At 53.8% G+C, this 17536-nt stretch carries 15 protein-coding genes; 14 read left to right on the plus strand and 1 reads right to left on the minus strand.

Annotation, left to right across the window (positions count from 1 at the left end; genetic code table 11):
• Nucleotides 1-11: 11 nt before the first annotated feature.
• The 6 genes from G5533_RS11725 to G5533_RS11750 all read left to right on the plus strand — a co-directional run bounded on the left by G5533_RS11725 (nucleotide 12) and on the right by G5533_RS11750 (nucleotide 6919).
• Nucleotides 12-680 carry an HAD family hydrolase gene (locus tag G5533_RS11725; RefSeq protein WP_441254832.1) on the plus strand — a complete coding sequence of 223 codons (669 nt, stop codon included), beginning with the start codon at nucleotides 12-14 and terminating at the stop codon, nucleotides 678-680.
• Between the two features lie 224 nt (nucleotides 681-904).
• Nucleotides 905-2041: a 4-hydroxyphenylpyruvate dioxygenase gene (gene hppD, locus G5533_RS11730; RefSeq protein WP_441254833.1), complete on the plus strand. Its 1137-nt coding sequence runs from the start codon at nucleotides 905-907 to the stop codon at nucleotides 2039-2041.
• Nucleotides 2034-3185, plus strand: coding sequence for a homogentisate 1,2-dioxygenase (locus G5533_RS11735; protein WP_441254834.1), 1152 nt, complete (start codon nucleotides 2034-2036; stop codon nucleotides 3183-3185). Before hppD ends, G5533_RS11735 begins: the two co-directional genes overlap by 8 nt.
• A gap of 10 nt (nucleotides 3186-3195) precedes the next feature.
• Nucleotides 3196-4191 carry a fumarylacetoacetate hydrolase family protein gene (locus G5533_RS11740; protein WP_139411878.1) on the plus strand — a complete coding sequence of 332 codons (996 nt, stop codon included), beginning with the start codon at nucleotides 3196-3198 and terminating at the stop codon, nucleotides 4189-4191.
• A 139-nt stretch (nucleotides 4192-4330) separates the two neighbouring features.
• On the plus strand, nucleotides 4331-4966 hold the full coding sequence (gene maiA / locus G5533_RS11745) for a maleylacetoacetate isomerase (RefSeq protein WP_005361400.1): 636 nt from the start codon (nucleotides 4331-4333) through the stop codon (nucleotides 4964-4966).
• Between the two features lie 456 nt (nucleotides 4967-5422).
• Nucleotides 5423-6919, plus strand: a complete 1497-nt coding sequence (locus tag G5533_RS11750) for a C69 family dipeptidase (protein ID WP_421323472.1) — start codon at nucleotides 5423-5425, stop codon at nucleotides 6917-6919.
• A 171-nt stretch (nucleotides 6920-7090) separates the two neighbouring features.
• Here the strand turns inward: G5533_RS11750 and G5533_RS11755 are convergent, their stop codons facing one another.
• Nucleotides 7091-7615: an acyloxyacyl hydrolase gene (locus tag G5533_RS11755; RefSeq protein WP_216953357.1), complete on the minus strand. Its 525-nt coding sequence runs from the start codon at nucleotides 7613-7615 to the stop codon at nucleotides 7091-7093.
• A gap of 1170 nt (nucleotides 7616-8785) precedes the next feature.
• Here G5533_RS11755 and G5533_RS11760 point away from each other — a divergent pair.
• The 8 genes from G5533_RS11760 (at nucleotide 8786) to wecC (ending at nucleotide 17493) form a co-directional block, all read left to right on the plus strand.
• Nucleotides 8786-9160, plus strand: a complete 375-nt coding sequence (locus tag G5533_RS11760) for a hypothetical protein (protein ID WP_201996467.1) — start codon at nucleotides 8786-8788, stop codon at nucleotides 9158-9160.
• The gene (locus G5533_RS11765; protein ID WP_254204258.1) at nucleotides 9147-10955 is read left to right on the plus strand and encodes a polysaccharide biosynthesis/export family protein; all 1809 of its coding nucleotides are present in this window, start codon (nucleotides 9147-9149) and stop codon (nucleotides 10953-10955) included. Before G5533_RS11760 ends, G5533_RS11765 begins: the two co-directional genes overlap by 14 nt.
• Nucleotides 10956-11020: 65 nt before the next feature.
• The gene (locus tag G5533_RS11770; RefSeq protein ID WP_421173013.1) at nucleotides 11021-11821 is read left to right on the plus strand and encodes an ABC transporter permease; all 801 of its coding nucleotides are present in this window, start codon (nucleotides 11021-11023) and stop codon (nucleotides 11819-11821) included.
• 10 nt (nucleotides 11822-11831) lie between these two features.
• On the plus strand, nucleotides 11832-12482 hold the full coding sequence (locus G5533_RS11775; RefSeq protein WP_421259286.1) for an ABC transporter ATP-binding protein: 651 nt from the start codon (nucleotides 11832-11834) through the stop codon (nucleotides 12480-12482).
• 15 nt (nucleotides 12483-12497) lie between these two features.
• Nucleotides 12498-13724: a sugar transporter gene (locus G5533_RS11780; RefSeq protein WP_421221617.1), complete on the plus strand. Its 1227-nt coding sequence runs from the start codon at nucleotides 12498-12500 to the stop codon at nucleotides 13722-13724.
• A 228-nt stretch (nucleotides 13725-13952) separates the two neighbouring features.
• A complete protein-coding gene (locus G5533_RS11785) occupies nucleotides 13953-14945 on the plus strand; it encodes a CgeB family protein (RefSeq protein ID WP_421309674.1) in 993 nt (330 codons plus the stop codon).
• A gap of 48 nt (nucleotides 14946-14993) precedes the next feature.
• Nucleotides 14994-16169, plus strand: a complete 1176-nt coding sequence (gene wecB, locus G5533_RS11790; RefSeq protein WP_227342487.1) for a non-hydrolyzing UDP-N-acetylglucosamine 2-epimerase — start codon at nucleotides 14994-14996, stop codon at nucleotides 16167-16169.
• A 67-nt stretch (nucleotides 16170-16236) separates the two neighbouring features.
• Nucleotides 16237-17493, plus strand: coding sequence for a UDP-N-acetyl-D-mannosamine dehydrogenase (gene wecC / locus G5533_RS11795; protein WP_421309672.1), 1257 nt, complete (start codon nucleotides 16237-16239; stop codon nucleotides 17491-17493).
• Nucleotides 17494-17536: the final 43 nt, after the last annotated feature.

Raw genomic sequence — 17536 nt, forward strand, 5'->3', positions numbered from 1 at the left:
CGTCTGACACCATGATCCATTCAGCGAAAGAGCGTGATCCTGACGGACGTGCGCCGCGCTGGATCCTGGCCGACTTTGACGACACATTGGCCCCCGGCGACAGCCACGCCGGTCTGCTGCGCTATATCCTGCGCCGCCGGATCTGGCCGCTGCTGCTGTTGCCGGTGATTGCGCTGGGTGGCTTGGTCTATTTGTTGCCAAGCCAGCGGCGGCGCGGTATCTCCCTTATCTGGTGGGCCATCACGTTGGGGCTTTCCCCTTTGGGCTGGCGCAAGCTGGTGCGTGCCTATTGCAGCACCAGGCCGGGGTTGTATCGTCAGGCTCGCGAATTGCTGCAAAGCGAGGGGGCGCGCTGCTGGGTGATCTCCGCCAGTCCCTGCGCGCTGGTGCGCGCCCAGCTCTATCAGCAACTGCCCAGCCAGTTGCCCCACCGGATCATTGGCTCGCAGATGCACTACCGTTTTGGCGGCCTGATGCCGCGCTTCTATTGCCACGGCCATCACAAGCTGCTGCCGGAGATTTGCGCCCTCGATGCCGAGCTGGCCTTGAGCGACAGCCTGCACGATCTGCCGCTGCTGGGGTTGGGGAAAGAGGCGTGGTTGATCAATCCGACGCCTGTGCGACTGCAAAAGGCCCGGGCCTGCTTGCCCCATCTGATGGTCAAAAACTGGCAACTGTAATGCAAAGCTGACAGCCATGCGGGTCGTCACCGTTTGATCCGCAAGGCCGCAGCTTGAATGTCACAATCCATTTACATTCTTTGCTGCCAGCTGCGAAAAACTATCTGCAACCCGCCTCTTCTCTTCCTGCTACGCCCTGCTTCTAATGAAACAAGTTGTTAACACTTGCCGCACCGCTGGGTGCCGCAATCCGTTTTAACCGAATCAAGAGCAAGGAGCGCCCGATGAATGCCACCTCTTCCGCCACCCATACCATCAATCCGTTAGGCACAGACGGTTTCGAGTTTGTCGAGTACACAGCCCCCGATGCCAAGGGGATTGCCGCCCTCAAGAGCCTGTTTGTTTCGCTCGGGTTTGCCGAGGCCGCCAAGCACAAACACAAGCAGTGCTGGCTCTACCGGCAGGGGGATATCAATTTTGTGGTCAATGCCGAGCCTCACTCCCAGGCGGAGCAGTTTGCCAGCCTGCACGGGCCGAGCGTTTGCGGCATGGCATTTCGGGTGAGCGATGCGGGCAAGGCCCAGCAGTTCGCCATTGCCAAGGGGGCCAAGCCCTTTGTCGGCAAGATTGGCCCGATGGAGCTCAATATTCCCGCCATCTACGGTATTGGCGAGAGCACCCTCTCCTTTGTCGACCGCTATGGCGACAAGGGCTCCATCTATGACGTGGATTTTGTTTTCTACCCCGACTGGCAGGCCCGGATGGCAGAGGTGGATGCTGGTCTCATCGAAATCGATCACCTGACCCATAACGTGCATCGCGGCAATATGGATGTCTGGTCCAATTTCTACGAGCGGATCGGCAACTTCCGCGAAATTCGCTACTTCGATATCGAGGGCAAGCTGACCGGGCTGCATTCACGCGCCATGACCGCTCCCTGCGGCAAGATCCGCATCCCCATCAACGAGTCGGCGGATGACAAGTCCCAGATCGAGGAGTACCTGCGTCAGTACAAGGGGGAGGGGATCCAGCACATCGCCATGGCCTCCAGCGATATCTACCACACCATCCGCACCCTGCGCAGCCGCGGTACCGGCTTTATGCCGACGCCCGATACCTACTACGAGAAGGTGAACAGTCGGGTCGAGGGGCATCAGGAGGATCTGGCGGCCCTCAAAGAGCTGCGCATCCTCATCGACGGCTCCCCTACCAAAGATGGCATCCTGCTGCAGATCTTCACCGATACCGTGATTGGCCCGGTCTTCTTCGAGATCATCCAGCGCAAGGGCAACGAAGGGTTTGGCGAGGGCAATTTCAAGGCGCTGTTTGAATCGATCGAGCTGGACCAGATCCGCCGCGGCGTGCTGGATGGCGGCGAGGATGAGAAGGGGGCACGTAAAGAGGGAGCGAACAATGCGTAACTGGATTAACCTCCCCCATCGGGAGGGGACTCACTCTCGGCAGGCCCATGCCGACCTGCCGGAACAGGCCATTTATGAGCGCGAACTGGGGCGCAGCGGCTTTTTCGGCCCGGCTACCCACATGCATCACAAGCATGCTCCCACCGACTGGAGCAGTTGGGAGGGACCGCTGCGGCCACGGCTGTTTGACCTCAATGCCCTGCAAGAGGAGGTGAGCTCACTCTCCCCCTGGGTGGCTCCCGACATTCTCAGCAACCCTCACTGCCGCTACCGAGTCTGGCGGCTATCCGAGGCGATGCCGTTTCTGGTGCGCAACGCCGACGGTGACGAGCTGCTCTTTATCCACGAGGGAGGCGGTGAGTTCTTCTGCGACTACGGCCACCTGAGCCTGCGGGACGGCGACTATGTGGTGATCCCCCGCGGCACTATGTGGCGCATCGAGCCGACAGCGCCCCTGTTCATCCTGATGATCGAGGCGACCAACGACAGCTACCAGCTGCCGGATAAGGGGCTGGTGGGCAATCACGCCATCTTCGACCCAGCGGCGCTGGATGTGCCCGCCATCAACGAGCGCTTTTTGGCCCAGCAGGATGAGAATCCCTGGTCGCTGCAGGTGAAGCGCCACGATCAGGTATCGGTCATCACTTGGCCCTTCAACCCGCTGGATGCACAAGGGTGGCACGGGGATTTGTGCGTGGTGCGCCTCAACTGGCGGGATATCCGCCCGCTGATGAGCCATCGCTACCATCTGCCGCCGTCGGCTCATTCGACCTTTGTGGCGAGCCGCTTCGTGATCTGTACCTTCGTGCCGCGCCCCATCGAGAGCGATCCCGGCGCCCTCAAGGTGCCCTTCTATCACAGCAATGACGATTACGACGAGGTGCTCTTCTACCACGCCGGGGACTTCTTTAGCCGGGACAATATCGAGCGGGGCATGGTCACCTTCCATCCTGCCGGTTTCACCCACGGCCCCCATCCCAAGGCGTTTGCGGCAGGGCAGGCCTATGCCAAGAAGTTCACCGACGAGGTGGCAGTGATGCTCGATACCCGCGATGCGCTGAACGTCGGCAGTCTGTGCGAAGGGATCGAGAACACCCGGTATGTCTCCAGCTGGCAGCGACCGGACGCTGCTGCCGGCAAATAAGGAATCGCTTATGAAATTGGCAACATTGAACAATGGCAAGCGCGATGGCGCTTTGGTGGTTGTGAGCAGGGATCTGGCCCGGGCGGTGCGGGTGAGCGAGATTGCCCCGACTTTGCAGGCCGCCCTCGATGAGTGGGCCGAGGTTGCCCCCAGGCTGGAGGCTGTCTATCAGCAGCTTAACGAGGGCCGTGCGGTAGAGGCGTTCCCCTTTGATGAAGCGTCTTGCCTCTCTCCGCTGCCGCGTGCCTATCAGTGGGCCGATGGCAGCGCCTACGTCAACCATGTGGAGCTGGTGCGCAAGGCCCGCGGCGCCGAGATGCCGGAAAGCTTCTGGCACGATCCGCTGATGTATCAGGGGGGCTCTGACAGCTTTTTGGCTCCCCGTGGGCCGATTGTGATGGGTTCGGAGGAGTGGGGGATCGATTTCGAGTCGGAGGTAGCCATCATCACCGACGATGTGCCTATGGGGGTGAGTGCGCAGGGGGCCACCAGCCACGTCAAATTGCTGATGCTGGTCAACGATGTGAGCCTGCGCAACCTGATCCCGGGGGAGCTGGCCAAGGGCTTTGGCTTCTTCCAGTCCAAACCGTCCAGCGCCTTCTCGCCGGTGGCCATCACTCCAGATGAACTCGGCGATGACTGGCGTGATGGCAAAGTGCATCTGCCGCTTCTGACTCACCTCAACGGTGCCCTGTTTGGTGCGCCAGAAGCCGGGGTGGACATGACCTTCAGCTTCTTCGAGCTGATTGCCCATGCCGCCAAGACCCGTCCCCTTGGCGCTGGCTGCATCATTGGCTCGGGTACCGTCTCCAACTACGATCGCAGCGCCGGTTCATCCTGTATCGCCGAGCGCCGCATGCTGGAAATTCTTGATTGTGATCAAGCTATAACCCCCTATTTGCAGTTTGGTGATAGAGTGTCGATCGCGATGGAGGATCGCTCTGGCCAAAACCTGTTTGGCACCATCTCTCAACAGGTGGTGCCAGCGAGCGGTCAGGGAGGTTGATGACCAGCGCCGGTTGGCGGCAAGGGTATTCGGGATATGTCCGGATCACGACGAGCCCTCAACCGGTGCAGGATACACACGGAGGCAGGTGGCGAGCACCTGCCGGGCTGCAGGCCCAGATAAGATGCAGGGACAGATTATGTTGCAGTTGTTTGGCTATTGGCGTTCGTCGGCAAGTTTTCGGGTGCGGATCGTGTTGCAGCTCAAGGGGCTCGCCTACGAGCAGCATCCCATCAATTTGCGGCAAGGCGAGCAGAGCGAGAAGGCCTATCGCCGGATCAACCCCCAAGGGCTGGTGCCGTTTCTGGTGGATGGCGATGTGCAGATCGGTCAGTCGGTCGCCATCATGGAGTACCTTGACGAGACCTATCCCGCCTATTCTCTGATGCCCTCTTCCCCCGACGCGCGGGCCCGGGTGCGCCAGATCGTCAACATGATCGCCTGCGATATCCACCCGCTCAATAATCTGCGGGTGCTCAACTATCTGGAAGAACACTTCAGGGCCAACAACGAGCAGGAGGCTCGCTGGTATCGCCACTGGATTGACGAGACCTTCACCGCCCTCGAACAGCTGTTGATGACCACCGCCGGTGTCTACTGCGTCGGCAACGAAGTGACCCTGGCCGATTGCATGCTGGTGCCCCAGGTCTACAACGCTCGTCGCTACGACATGACCCTGGACGATTACCCCACTATCCGCCGCATCGTCGCCAATTGCGAACAGTTGCAAGCCTTTATCAAAGCCGCCCCCGCAAACCAGCCGGACGCGCAGTGACCTACTGACTTGAATCGCGGGATGGCGTCAACACGCCATCCCACGCGTCACATCTCCTCATCTCTTTATTCCCCTCTCTGTGCGCTTTGTGTTCTTCGTGTTGACGGCTGAATGTCGCCAATAATCCTTCTTTTGTCACACCTATCAACATTTTGCATTGACTTAGTCTTTATTGTTGGTGTTTTGGGCTGTCAGTCACACTCAAGTCAGTTGATTGGGCCTAGTATCGCCACGCCAGCGGGACAGCGGAAAGCAGAAATGCGCACAGGTCGCCTATCAGGGGGCCTGGCTACCTCCCTGGTTTCCATGGTTTATTCGCACTGCTCTTTTTCGTGTTTACGGTTTGATGGCCCGCACTGTCCGGCCCGTGTCACCGCGCAGATCCCTTGTGACAGCGGCAGGTTGACTGGCGCGCCACCGCTTATTTGCAACCACTCTGTGCAACAAGGAGATCTCATGTATTCCTTCAAAAAGTGCGTCGTCGCACTCTCCATCAACCTTGCTCTCTTCTCGTCGGCGTTCGCCTGTACCACCTTGCTGGTCGGCAGTGAAGCCAGCGCCGATGGCTCCATGATGGTGGCCCGCAGCGCCGACAGCGATGCCCTGAAAGCCCAGCATTTCGTAATCCATCCGGCCAAGCAGGGGCAGAGCGGTATGCACAGCTCCAAGGCTCACAACGGTGCCAATGATTTCAGCTACCCCTTGCCGAAAAACTCCCTGCGCTATACCACGGTACCGAACTGGAAGACCCAGATGCACGGCGCCACCGGGTTCAATGAGAAGGGGGTAGGGGTGAGCGGCACCGAGTCCATTTTTGCCTCACCCGACGCGCTCGCCTTCGATCCCTATGTGGAAGATAAGGGGATTACCGAAGACGACATTCCCGATGTGCTGCTCTCCCGCGCTACGTCGGCCCGCGAGGCAATCGCCTTGCTTGGTAACATCATCGAGACCATTGGTGCTGGGGAGGGATTTGGCGTCGCCGTGGTGGATGATAACGAGCTCTGGTATCTGGAGACCGCCACCGGCCACCACTGGATGGCGCAGCGACTGCCGAAAAATCACTATTTCGCTACCGGCAATCAGGGCCGCTTGCAGCAGTACGATCCCGCCAGTGCCGATACGATGGGATCGAAGAATCTGATCGAATTTGCCACCGAGAAGGGGCTCTACCATCCGCAAAAGGATGGGGCGTTCAACTTCTCGAAAGCCTATACCCGCGATGACGAGCGGGACCGCACCTATAACGATCCGCGGGTCTGGACCATCCAGCAGATGTTCAACCCCTCGCTCAAGCAGGCGGTGGATGCCGGTCGTCAGTTCCCGGTCACCCTCGCCCCCGAGAAGAAGATGACGCTGGAGGAGGTCAAGGCGGTGCTGCGCAATCACTATGACGGCACCGAGCACGATCCCTACAGCAAGGGGTTGAACGGTCAGGAGCCGTGGCGCCCCGTCAGTGTGTTCCGCACTTACGAGTCTCACGTGATGCAGGTTCGCCCCTGGATGCCGCGTGAGGTGGGGGAGGTGACCTATCTGGGCCTCGGCATGGCGGATCTGACCGCCTTCGTTCCCTACTACAGCGGTCTGGAAGCCTATCCGGCGCACTATGCCATGGGCAGTGACAAGGCCGACAGCGACTCCATCTACTGGAAATATCGCAAACTGCAGACCCTGGTGATGACCGATTACCCCAAATTGGCCCCCATAGTGAAGCAGGCGTACCAGAGCTGGGAGGCGAAGATCGCCAAAGAGCAGAAAGAGATGGAAGCCAGCTACCTGAAAACGGTCAAAACCGACAAGGCCGCCGCCAACAGCATGCTCAACGACTTCAATCTGCGGGTGATGAAGGAGGCGGAAACGCTGACCGACGATCTCACCAACCAGATCTTCACTGTACGCACCCAGGATATTCAGGCCGATATCTTCTTCGCCAACAAGGCGAAAAAGGACTGATTGCCCCCATGATGTGGTAAGGCGGCAGAGCGTGTCGTCATCCATGTCTTGAGTATGGTGATCTTCTCACTGTCACCTTTGTTATCAGAAGACGACATAACGAAAAGCCTTCACGGGAGTGAAGGCTTTTTTGCAGAGTGTGTTCAGATGAGCACGACGAAGTCTGTCTGGCTAAAAACGGTACTCGATATGGAGGGTATGGCTGTCCAGCCCCGGGTTCTTGTCATACATATAGGCGTTGGACATGTGCTCATACTGATAGCCGATCAGCCAATTCTTGGTGATGGCGTAACCGAGGCCGATACCCAGAGCGAACTGCAAGGGACCGCCGTAATCCTTGTAGCCGTGGCCGCGGGTGCCAAATTGATACTGATCGAGCCAGACCATTTCGCCGGGGATCCAGGTCACCCAGTTACCCCATTGGCATTCGATACGGGCACCGCCTCCCAGTCTTGCTGTCTCTTCATCTTCTACCTTGAGGGTACCGCCACGCACTCCCAATCCAAATTGACAGGCCGAGTCTCCCCAGCGCCAGAACATGTGGTGAAACTTGGCATCGGCGATCTTGATGTCAAGCTTTTCATTGCTGAACGCCTTGCCCAGCTGCAGGGCAAGAATATTGTCATTGGCCACGGCCCCTGTGCTGGTGAGCAGTGAAACCAGCAGGCCAATCCTTGATAGAGTGTTAGCGTCCATGCCCCCTCCAATGTCGTTGAGACCCTGTGGTGCCGATTCAATCGGACACATATCAGGCATAGTCAACAGGCAATAACCCTGTCAATCACGGCCAGAAAAACTAAAAAAAACCATGTTGGCGAATAAATGGTCTATCACTTTTATGTTCTCAATAACGGGGGAAAAACGGAGTCTGGCTGAACGTTATTTGAACAGTTTGTTATGTGTGATGTTAATGGCGGTCACTTTTCAGGCAATGGCTGAGTGGATTGATGGGGATATCAGAGAGGTTGCCGAACTCGAATAAAGTATTGCCAACCATATTTTAATTGAAAGTTCAATGGATGCGACTCACAAAAATTAATTTCTTTTTGGAGGAGCGAGGGATAATTAAGAAATTTCTAAATTAATCTTGCTTGTCGTCAAAAATATTTACACCGTACGAATACATTTATTACCAATGCTGCTTTGAGTGTAAATCTTTTAAAAACAGAGTCTTGTGTCCCTCTTTGTCGTGTGAAGAATGCAGGTGAGTTTTTTGAGTGTTGACCCAATTGTGGCTAATTGATAGCATTCGAAAAAAATGAGAATAAACATGATATACGTCACATTGTGACGTTCTCATGCACGGGGTGGGTGCTTACATTGCAATCAATTTCTGTCTGCTTTTTGAGCTAGCAGGCATCGTTATTTTCCCTCCTGTTTTAGTTTTACATCCATTTTGTCTGTTTTTTGTCCGGGAAGATGTCATTGCCGTGCGGTAGCTATGGCAAAAAAACAGTGTTTCGCATCAACATCGCTACATCTTTACAGCAATTGAGCAGCATTGCTCATTTTAGAGCTCATGCCTACTTCTGATGAGACTATTGCTGTTCTGTCTGAGATCCATCATATATCGTGTCTTGCTCGATTCACTCAGAACATTCTGAAATGTGTGCTGTAAATGGTAATTTTTTGAGCAAAGCCCTCTTGTTCAGACTGCCTGGTATCGCTTCGCAGTCTCGGCAGATTGTCTGTTGATGAGGAACTCAAAACCCGCTTTTGCAGTTGCAGGGCTGGGGATGAACAGCCACATGTCAGTTCGTTTTTTGGTCATGAAAGATAATGAGTCGATCGGCAATAGCGTTGCCAGACCATAAGGCGACCTGGCTTTAACAGATCAACACTTGACTCCATGGGAAATATTGACACATGAATTTTGCAACCCGGTTATTGGCCATATCGTTAGCCATACAAGTTGGTGGCTGTGCATATGAGCCAAAGCAGGTAGAAGCGTCTCGTCCTCTCGTCAACCCGTCAGTTGCTACTGAATTGTATGCCATGCCTCCCGATCTGCAGCAGGCGCTGAATACACTGCCACAAGGCGCTGCATTCAGTAGAAACAATGTTACCTATACCCTGGGGCAACGCTATGTTTCGGCTCTGGGTCTTGAGTGCGTTGAGTTGTTGTTTAACAGCATGCAAGGCCATTCGCAAAGGCGCGCGGCATGCAAGACTGAAGAACAATGGTATCTGATACCTCAACTGGAACAGACCTCTGTCAGCAACCTTCTTGCTGAGCAATAAAATGAAGGCACATGTTTTGAACAAAATGAAAATTTATCAGCTCGGCACACTTCTGTTTCTCATCAGTACATCCTGCGCAACCATGGCCATTGCCGCCCCGGATTTAGCGCAAGCAAATGGATCATCATTTGGTTACACCCTTTCAGGAAAGGCTGCTGAAAACACCGGCACCCAGCTTGGTGGTCAAGCAGCACTGAGTGGGCAGGCCAACACAAGTTCAACGACCGGGAGTTTTACCCAACAGAATCGTCAAGGGATGTTGTTACCCGGTGAGGCAGATGTACGTAAATTACTGCCCCTGGCAGAGGCTGGATTACCTCCTCCCTATGGCGCCAATCTGTTTGCCGGTGGCTATGAGACCGAACGCAGCGATGGCTTGAATGACAATTATCTGATAGCGCCAGGGGACAAGCTTAATATCTGGATCTGGGGTGCCGTCAATTTTTCAAATGTAGTGACGGTAGATAATCAGGGCAATATTTTCATCCCTGATGTCGGCCCGATAAATGTCAAGAATGTACCTGCCAGCCAGGTCAATAATCTGGTGACCAGCAGGATTGGCGATGTTTTTACAAATAATGTCAATATCTACGTCAATCTGCTGACAACAACTCCCGTGAGTGTGTTTGTCACTGGCCCGGTAATACGGCCAGGCCAGTATGCGGGTCAATCCTCTGACAGTGTGCTCTATTTTCTAAAGCGGGCTGGGGGGATCGACTCGGAGCGCGGCAGCTATCGCCAAATAAAGGTATTACGCCAGAACCAGGTCATCCAAAAAATCGATCTGTATGAATTCATGCAGCAGGGCAAAATGCCCAAGCTCTCTTTTAAAGATCAGGATGTCATCCTGGTAGAGCCACAGGGCCCGATGATAAATGTCGCGGGCAAGGTTCGTAATCCCTTCCGTTTCGAATTGACTCAGCGTAATACGCTAGGCTCGGAGCTGGTTAACTACGCACTGCCGCTTGCCAAGGTGAGTCATGTCGGGGTGATAGGTGACCGTCCAAGTGGTCCATTCTCCATCTATTTACCTTACAAGGATTTTGCCAGCCTCCAGCTTAAGGATGGTGACAAAGTCTTGTTCAATGATGACATGCATGCACAGGTTTATGATGTGCAGGTCGCAGGTAGCTATATGGGGCCCTCATATTTCACTGTGCGCAAGCAGACCAAGCTGCATGAGCTGCTCAACCATATTCCCATTGACCCACAGCTTGCCGATTACCAATCCATCTACCTGATGCGCAAGAGTGTCGCTGCGCGGCAAAAAGAGATGTTGGAAGAGTCGCTCAACCGGTTGGAGCGCAGTGTGTTTACTGCTCCTGCCAGCTCGGATGGTGAAGCGTCGATCCGTGCCAAAGAGGCAGAACTGGTGATGCGCTTTGTCGAAAAGGCCAGAAAAATCCAGCCTCTTGGCAAGGTTGTGGTCGCAGACAAGGGGATTGTTGCGAACATTCAGCTGGAACAGGGTGACCAGATTGTCATACCGAACAGAACGGACCTGATTCAGGTCGGTGGGGAAGTCTTGATGCCACAGGCTGTGGTCTATAACGCCAATGCGACTCTCGATGACTATGTGGCCTGGGCGGGTGGATTTACCGAGCGTGCGAATGACCAGCGGATTGCCGTGGTTCATGCCAACGGATTGGTGGAGTTTAAAGATAAGGGGAGTGTCCAGCCCGGTGATCAGATTTTGGTGTTGCCCAAGGTTGACAGCAAAACCATGCAATCGGTCAAGGATATTACCCAAATCATTTATCAGATCGCCGTGGCTGCTAACGTAGCAATTAACTAAGCCGCTTCTTGCTGTAAAAAAGCAGACTCGCCAATGGGCGAGTCTGCTATGGGTAAAGCGAACTAATGAATAAACCGATTCTTAATCAAACGCCGCGCACATCCTTGCAGGTGTTGCGAGATGTTGTCTTTGGCCTGCTTATTCGTGAGCTTAAAACCCGCTTTGGTAGTTACCGGTTGGGTTATGCCTGGGCTCTGCTGGATCCGCTGCTAATGATTGGTTTTTTCAGCCTGATTTTTGGCCTGCGGAACCACAGTGGCTTTGGCGGCGCGCCAGCACCACTCTTTATCACCGCCGGGTATTTGCCCTTTATCTTTTTTAAAAATGTGGTGAGTAAACTGCAAACGGCAGTTAGCTCCAATATGGGGCTGTTTTGCTACCGTCAGGTCACCCCATTCTCAACCTTCATCGCGCGCTTTATGCTCGAAACCATGGTGGGGATGATGGTGGGGGGGGTATTGATATTGGGGCTAATCTGGTTTGGTTTTGATGCCATCCCCGCCGACCCGCTGCAGGTGCTCCTTATTTATCTGCTGCTGATGGTATTCTCGTTTTCCCTCGGTATTGTTTTTTGTGTTATCTGCAATTTGGTGCAAGAGGCCGACAAATTCCTCAACCTGCTGATGATGCCATTGATGTTTATCTCTTGTGTCATGTTCCCGCTGGCCACCATTCCGGCTCAATATCGGCACTGGTTTTTATGGAATCCGCTGGTGCATGCCCTCGAGCTTATTCGTAGTGGCTGGATTGCCGGCTATAGCAGCCCATATGTTAGTTGGGAGTATCTGGCTGCTGTCACCCTGATACTGCTCACCTTCGCCATGAGTTGCTATCGGTTAAGCCATCGTCGCTTGATTGCAAGTTAAAGTGATCCACATGATTGTTCTTGATTCTGTTACCAAGTATTACCCGACCAAATTTGGCCGTAACTATGTGCTGCGCGATGTCTCGCTCACCCTGCCTCGGGATCGCAATATCGGCATTCTGGGGGTCAACGGGGCGGGCAAATCGACCCTGCTACGGCTGCTTGGGGGCATGGATATGCCCAACCGAGGCAAAGTGAGCCGGCATTGCCGGGTCTCCTGGCCACTGGCATTGGGGGGAGGTTTTCAGGGCAGCATGACGGGGCGTGAAAATACCCGTTTTGTTTGCCGCATTCATGGGGTGAGCGAGACGGCTGCTGTTGAGGAATGGGTCAAGGAGTTCTCGGAAATAGGTCAGCATTTCGAGCTGCCAATCAAGGGATACTCCAGTGGTATGCGTTCCAAATTTTCCTTTGCGGTTAGCATGGCGTTTGATTTCGATATCTATCTGACTGACGAGATCACCTCGGTGGGGGATGCGCGTTTTAAGCAGAAGTGTATCGATGTATTTAACAAAAAGCGTGAGACAGCCAGCCTGATTATGGTGTCGCACGATATGAAAAACCTTCGTCAGCAGTGTGATATGGGTATTTTATTACGAAATAGCAGATTGGAGGTATTTGACAATATCGACGATGCCATCCGTATTTATCAAAATCTATAATAAGCACAATTAAACATGACACAACCTATCAGAACAGAAAAGCCATCACGCTTCGTGCGGAAGCTTCGCAAACTTGGCAAAGAGCCGAAGCGTTTCTTCATTGATTCCAACGGTTATAAAATTGCCCACAGGTCTTGGCAACAGAGTCTGAAACTGGGCAGCTTTTTGTGGGTTGTAGCCTGCTTTACCATGGCATCGATCTATTTTGGTGGGATTGCTTCAGACCGTTATGTCAGCCGAAGTGACATCATTATCAAGCAGGCAGATCAAATCAAAATGTTGCCCGATGCCCTGTCTATGCTGGGGCTGGGTGGTAGCAATCATCAGGACGTATTGCTGGTACAAGAGTACCTGCGCTCCTGGGATCTGCTGGCCAAGCTGGATCGCGAATTGGCGCTCAAAGCGCACTACCAAAGCCATGATGCCGACTTCTTCTCCCGTTTATCGGGGGAGGCGACCCGCGAAGAGTTTCTTGAATATTACCGTGATCACCTGACCCTGCGTCTTGATGAACTCTCCGGGGTATTAACTATCGAATTGCAGGCTTTTGATCCCGTCTATGGCCAGCAGGTAGTTAACATGATGCTGAAAGAGGCGGAAGGTTTTATCAACAAGCTGGGCCACCAGGTCGCCATGGATCAGCTCGCATTTGTCGAGCAAGAGGTTAACCGGTCCCATCAACGCTTGCAGGCAGAGAAAGCCAAGGTACTGGCGTTTCAAAATAGCCATCAGCTAATCAGTCCGGAATCGACCAGCACTGCACGCCTTGGTGTGGTCAGTGAAATTGAAGCCGAACTGGTGCGCCAGCAGGCAGAACTGAAGCAATTGCGCAGTTATATGAAAGAGAGCGCACCAGGGGTGGTATCGGTGCAAAGTCGTGTTGATGCGTTAAGCAAGCAACTGAAACAGGAAAAGGCGAAATTGACCACCAATGACGCCGGTGCTGGCACTCAGGTGGCACCTGAGGCAATGAACGAAATCACTGCCCAATATATGGATCTGAAAACCCAGGCCACTCTGGCTGCTGATCTCTACAAGACGGGCCTTATCAGTCTGGAGCAAGCCCGCGTTGAGGCATATCGCAAGCTGAAACACCTGCTGGTCGTGACGAAGCCAACCTTGGCGGAAGAAGCCGAATACCCACGCCGCTTGTATAACCTGGTCACAATTGGTGTTCTGCTTTGCCTCTTCTATGGCCTGATTGTTATGGGGCTGGCTACCTTGCGTGAACACCAGGATTGATAAGGTGATGCAAGATAGGTCAGAACTGTATTCTTGGCAGATGAGAATATCATCTGCCAAAGAGATAACGTTGAGGAATGAGGTCTGCCTGTCAGAATATAGCCAAGCGACTATTGTATATAAATTTATTGGTTTTTTGATAAAAACCAGCATGCTATTCATATTCCACGCTATATAGATAATAGGTGGCTATGATTTTCACTTTATTATATGTGTGGATCAATTTCTTTGGGCAATAATAAACGACCATGTATTGCTTTAGTGGCCGACCAGTTTACTACATTCAGTTTGGCTCCAGACGCAGATTTAATTCAAATAACACCGATAGATTGGCAATGGAAGTTAAGATTTTACAAACCTGACTTTTTATTTGTCGAATCAGCCTGGCGTGGTTATAAGGATAGCTGGAAAGGGAAAATAGCCAGTTATGCCAATAGTTCGCCCAATAAACCAGAGCTGCGGAGGGTGCTGGAATTCTGCCACAAGCGGAAAATTACAACAATTTTCTGGAACAAAGAGGATCCGTTTCACTTCGAACGCTTTGCTGATGCTGCCGCGTTGTTTGATGTGGTCTACACCACGGATTCCGGCTCACTGGAGCGCTATCATGCGCTCCCCCATCAGCGTTTTCAGCATGTCGGTGTGCTGATGTTTGCTGCCCAGCCACGCTGGTATCACCCTGCAGAGAAGGGAGTGCGGGGTCAGGAGGTCGCATTTCTGGGGGGCTATTATGGTAACGAGCTGGCTGAGCGAAGCAGGGTTCAGGAGGATATTCTTCTGGCATTGCGAGATAAAAATCTGATTATTTTTGACCGGTTTTGGCAGAAGGGAAATGGCTGCAGCTATCCTGAGCAACTACAACCTTACTGTAAACCTGCGATCACCCAAATGTCAGTTGCCAAGGCATATCAGCAATATCAAATATATTTGAACTTCAATACGATTAGTCAATCTTCAACAATGCTATCCCGTCGGGTGTTTGAATTGGCCGCTGCTGGCTGCCCTATTATCAGCACCCCTTCGATCGCCATGGGTAACATTTTTGGCAAGAGCATTGTCGCAGTGCAGGATGGTGCTGCGGCGCGCGAATGGTGTGAACAATTACAAAATAATGTTCGACTAAGAGACGAATTGGGTCAAAACGCGATGGAAATCGTGCTGGCCCAACACACCTGGCAACACAGGCTGACACAGCTCAACAGTGAACTCAGTCTTTATTAGTTAATTTCGGATAGATAAAACCAATTAGCTCACACGGGAGTGATTATTATGCCAATTAAGGCGCAGCGAGTATTGATCGTTTTTGGTACCAGACCGGAAGCCATCAAGATGGCCCCTATCGTCAAGGCTTTCCAGGCCAATCGCAAGGTTGACGTCAGGGTCTGCGTGACCGGGCAACACCGGGAGATGCTGGATCAGGTTCTCAACCTGTTCGAGATTGAGCCGGAATATGATCTCAACATCATGAAGCCGGGCCAGGATCTGACAGATGTCACGACCGCCATCTTGCAGGGGCTCAAACCCGTTTTTGCCGAGTTCAAACCGGACCGCATTCTGGTGCACGGTGACACGGCTACGTCGTTTGCGGCGACACTGGCTGCCTACTACCACCGTATCGCGGTTGGCCATGTTGAAGCAGGGCTACGCACCGGCAACATCTACTCTCCCTGGCCGGAAGAGGGGATGCGTCGTTTGACTGGTGGCATCGCCGATCAACACTACACCCCGACGATCAGCTCGCTGAAAAACCTCATCATGGAGAACATCGCTCCGGAGACCATCTTCGTCACCGGTAACTCGGTGATCGACGCCCTGATTGAGGTTTCCCAACGCATTGATAAAAACCTTGGCATGAAGGCTGAACTGGCCGCGCGCTTCCCTTTCCTCGACAAGAGCAAGAAGCTGATCCTGGTCACCGGCCATCGCCGCGAAAACCATGGCGATGGCTTTGAGCGGATCTGCAAGGCGCTCTCCGTGCTGGCCCAGCGGGATGATGTGCAAATCGTCTATCCGGTTCATCTCAACCCCAACGTACAAGAGCCGGTCAACCGCAACCTCAAGGGGCTCGACAATGTGCATCTGATCGAGCCGCAAGATTACCTGCCGTTCGTCTATCTGATGAAGCAGAGCTACCTGATCCTGACCGACTCGGGCGGTATTCAGGAAGAGGCGCCCACCCTGGGCAAACCGGTGCTGTGCATGCGAGACACCACAGAGCGTCCTGCTGCAGTCAAGGCCGGAACAGTTCGTCTGGTGGGGACCTGTGACGAGACTATCGTTGCAGAAACCGTTCGCCTGCTGGATGACGAGCTGGCCTACCAGGTGATGAGCCATGCCAACAACCCCTATGGGGATGGCAGAACTAGTCAGCGCATCGTTGAGGCCGTCATCGGCTTGAGCGGCGCCCTCGGCCAGCAGATCGATAGCAGCCTGCAAGTGGCCTGATTTACAGATTACATAACTGTCCTTGGGGGCATATTGCCCCCAGTTTTCCTTTTGAGAGCACAAAATAATGAAATTCGAAACCATCTCCGTCGTTGGTCTGGGTTATATCGGTTTGCCAACAGCAGCAGTCATTGCCAGTAACGGCATTCGGGTTATCGGTGTCGATGTCAACCAGCATGCGGTAGACACCATCAATCAGGGCAAGATCCATATCGTGGAACCGGGCCTGGAAGATCTGGTCAAGCAAGCGGTGCAGGATGGCCACTTGAGCGCACACACCAGCCCGCAGAAGGCGGATGCCTTCCTGATTGCCGTACCGACTCCGTTCAAGGGTGAAGATCACGAACCGGATCTGAAATATATCGAGAGTGCTTCCCGTGCCCTGGCGCCCATGCTGGAGAGAGGCAATCTGGTGGTACTGGAGTCCACTTCTCCGGTGGGGGCCACCGAACAGATGGCCAAATGGCTGGCCGAAGAGCGCAGCGATCTGACCTTCCCGCACACTGTGGCAGAAGGCCAGACCCCTGACATCTTTGTTGCCCACTGCCCGGAGCGTGTGTTGCCCGGTCAGGTGATCCGCGAGCTGGTGGAGAACGATCGCATCATCGGTGGCATGGACAAGGCTAGTACCGAAGCCGCCACTCAGGTCTACAAGATGTTTGTCAAGAAGGGTGAGTGCATCGCCACCGAAGCGCGCACCGCCGAGATGAGCAAGCTGACCGAGAACGCCTTCCGCGACGTCAATATCGCCTTTGCCAACGAGTTGTCACTGATCTGTGACCAGCAGGGCATCAATGTGTGGGAGCTGATCTCCCTTGCCAACCGTCACCCGCGAGTCAATATCTTGCAGCCGGGTTGCGGCGTGGGTGGCCACTGCATCGCAGTCGATCCCTGGTTTATCGTCAACCAGAATCCTGAGACTGCCAAAATCATCCACCAGGCTCGCCTGGTCAACGACTACAAGCCGCACTATGTGGTGGAGCAGGTAGAAAAAGCGGTTGCCGGTCTGAGCAACCCGAAAATTGCCTGTCTGGGTCTGGCTTTCAAACCGGATATCGACGATCTGCGTGAGAGCCCGGCACTGGATATCACCAAGACCCTGGCGAACAACCCGGCATATCAGATCCTGGCAGTTGAGCCCAATATCGAAGCATTGCCGCCGGTACTGGAGAACCGCAATAATGTTAAGCTGGCCTCTTTGTCTGATGCGTTGCAACATGCCGATATGATTGTGATATTGGTAAAACACAAAGAATTCCTTGGTCTCAACCGTAGCGATGCTGCCAAGAACCAATTGCTTGACTTCGTTAACGCAGCTCAATAATCCACTCGTAAACAGTGGCTGGCTTAGTCCGGCCACTGTGTGA

This window comes from Aeromonas sp. A600620 (assembly GCF_029479985.1).
In the GTDB taxonomy this organism is placed as follows: domain Bacteria; phylum Pseudomonadota; class Gammaproteobacteria; order Enterobacterales; family Aeromonadaceae; genus Aeromonas; species Aeromonas veronii_A.

Bases quoted from the DNA above. Each gene is read 5' to 3' on its own strand.
- G5533_RS11725 (WP_441254832.1), top strand. From the start codon at position 12: ATGATCCATTCAGCGAAAGAGCGTGATCCTGACGGACGTGCGCCGCGC.
- hppD (WP_441254833.1), top strand. From the start codon at position 905: ATGAATGCCACCTCTTCCGCCACCCATACCATCAATCCGTTAGGCACA.
- G5533_RS11735 (WP_441254834.1), top strand. From the start codon at position 2,034: ATGCGTAACTGGATTAACCTCCCCCATCGGGAGGGGACTCACTCTCGG.
- G5533_RS11740 (WP_139411878.1), top strand. From the start codon at position 3,196: ATGAAATTGGCAACATTGAACAATGGCAAGCGCGATGGCGCTTTGGTG.
- maiA (WP_005361400.1), top strand. From the start codon at position 4,331: ATGTTGCAGTTGTTTGGCTATTGGCGTTCGTCGGCAAGTTTTCGGGTG.
- G5533_RS11750 (WP_421323472.1), top strand. From the start codon at position 5,423: ATGTATTCCTTCAAAAAGTGCGTCGTCGCACTCTCCATCAACCTTGCT.
- G5533_RS11755 (WP_216953357.1), bottom strand. From the start codon at position 7,615: ATGGACGCTAACACTCTATCAAGGATTGGCCTGCTGGTTTCACTGCTC.
- G5533_RS11760 (WP_201996467.1), top strand. From the start codon at position 8,786: ATGAATTTTGCAACCCGGTTATTGGCCATATCGTTAGCCATACAAGTT.
- G5533_RS11770 (WP_421173013.1), top strand. From the start codon at position 11,021: ATGAATAAACCGATTCTTAATCAAACGCCGCGCACATCCTTGCAGGTG.
- G5533_RS11775 (WP_421259286.1), top strand. From the start codon at position 11,832: ATGATTGTTCTTGATTCTGTTACCAAGTATTACCCGACCAAATTTGGC.
- G5533_RS11780 (WP_421221617.1), top strand. From the start codon at position 12,498: ATGACACAACCTATCAGAACAGAAAAGCCATCACGCTTCGTGCGGAAG.
- wecB (WP_227342487.1), top strand. From the start codon at position 14,994: ATGCCAATTAAGGCGCAGCGAGTATTGATCGTTTTTGGTACCAGACCG.
- wecC (WP_421309672.1), top strand. From the start codon at position 16,237: ATGAAATTCGAAACCATCTCCGTCGTTGGTCTGGGTTATATCGGTTTG.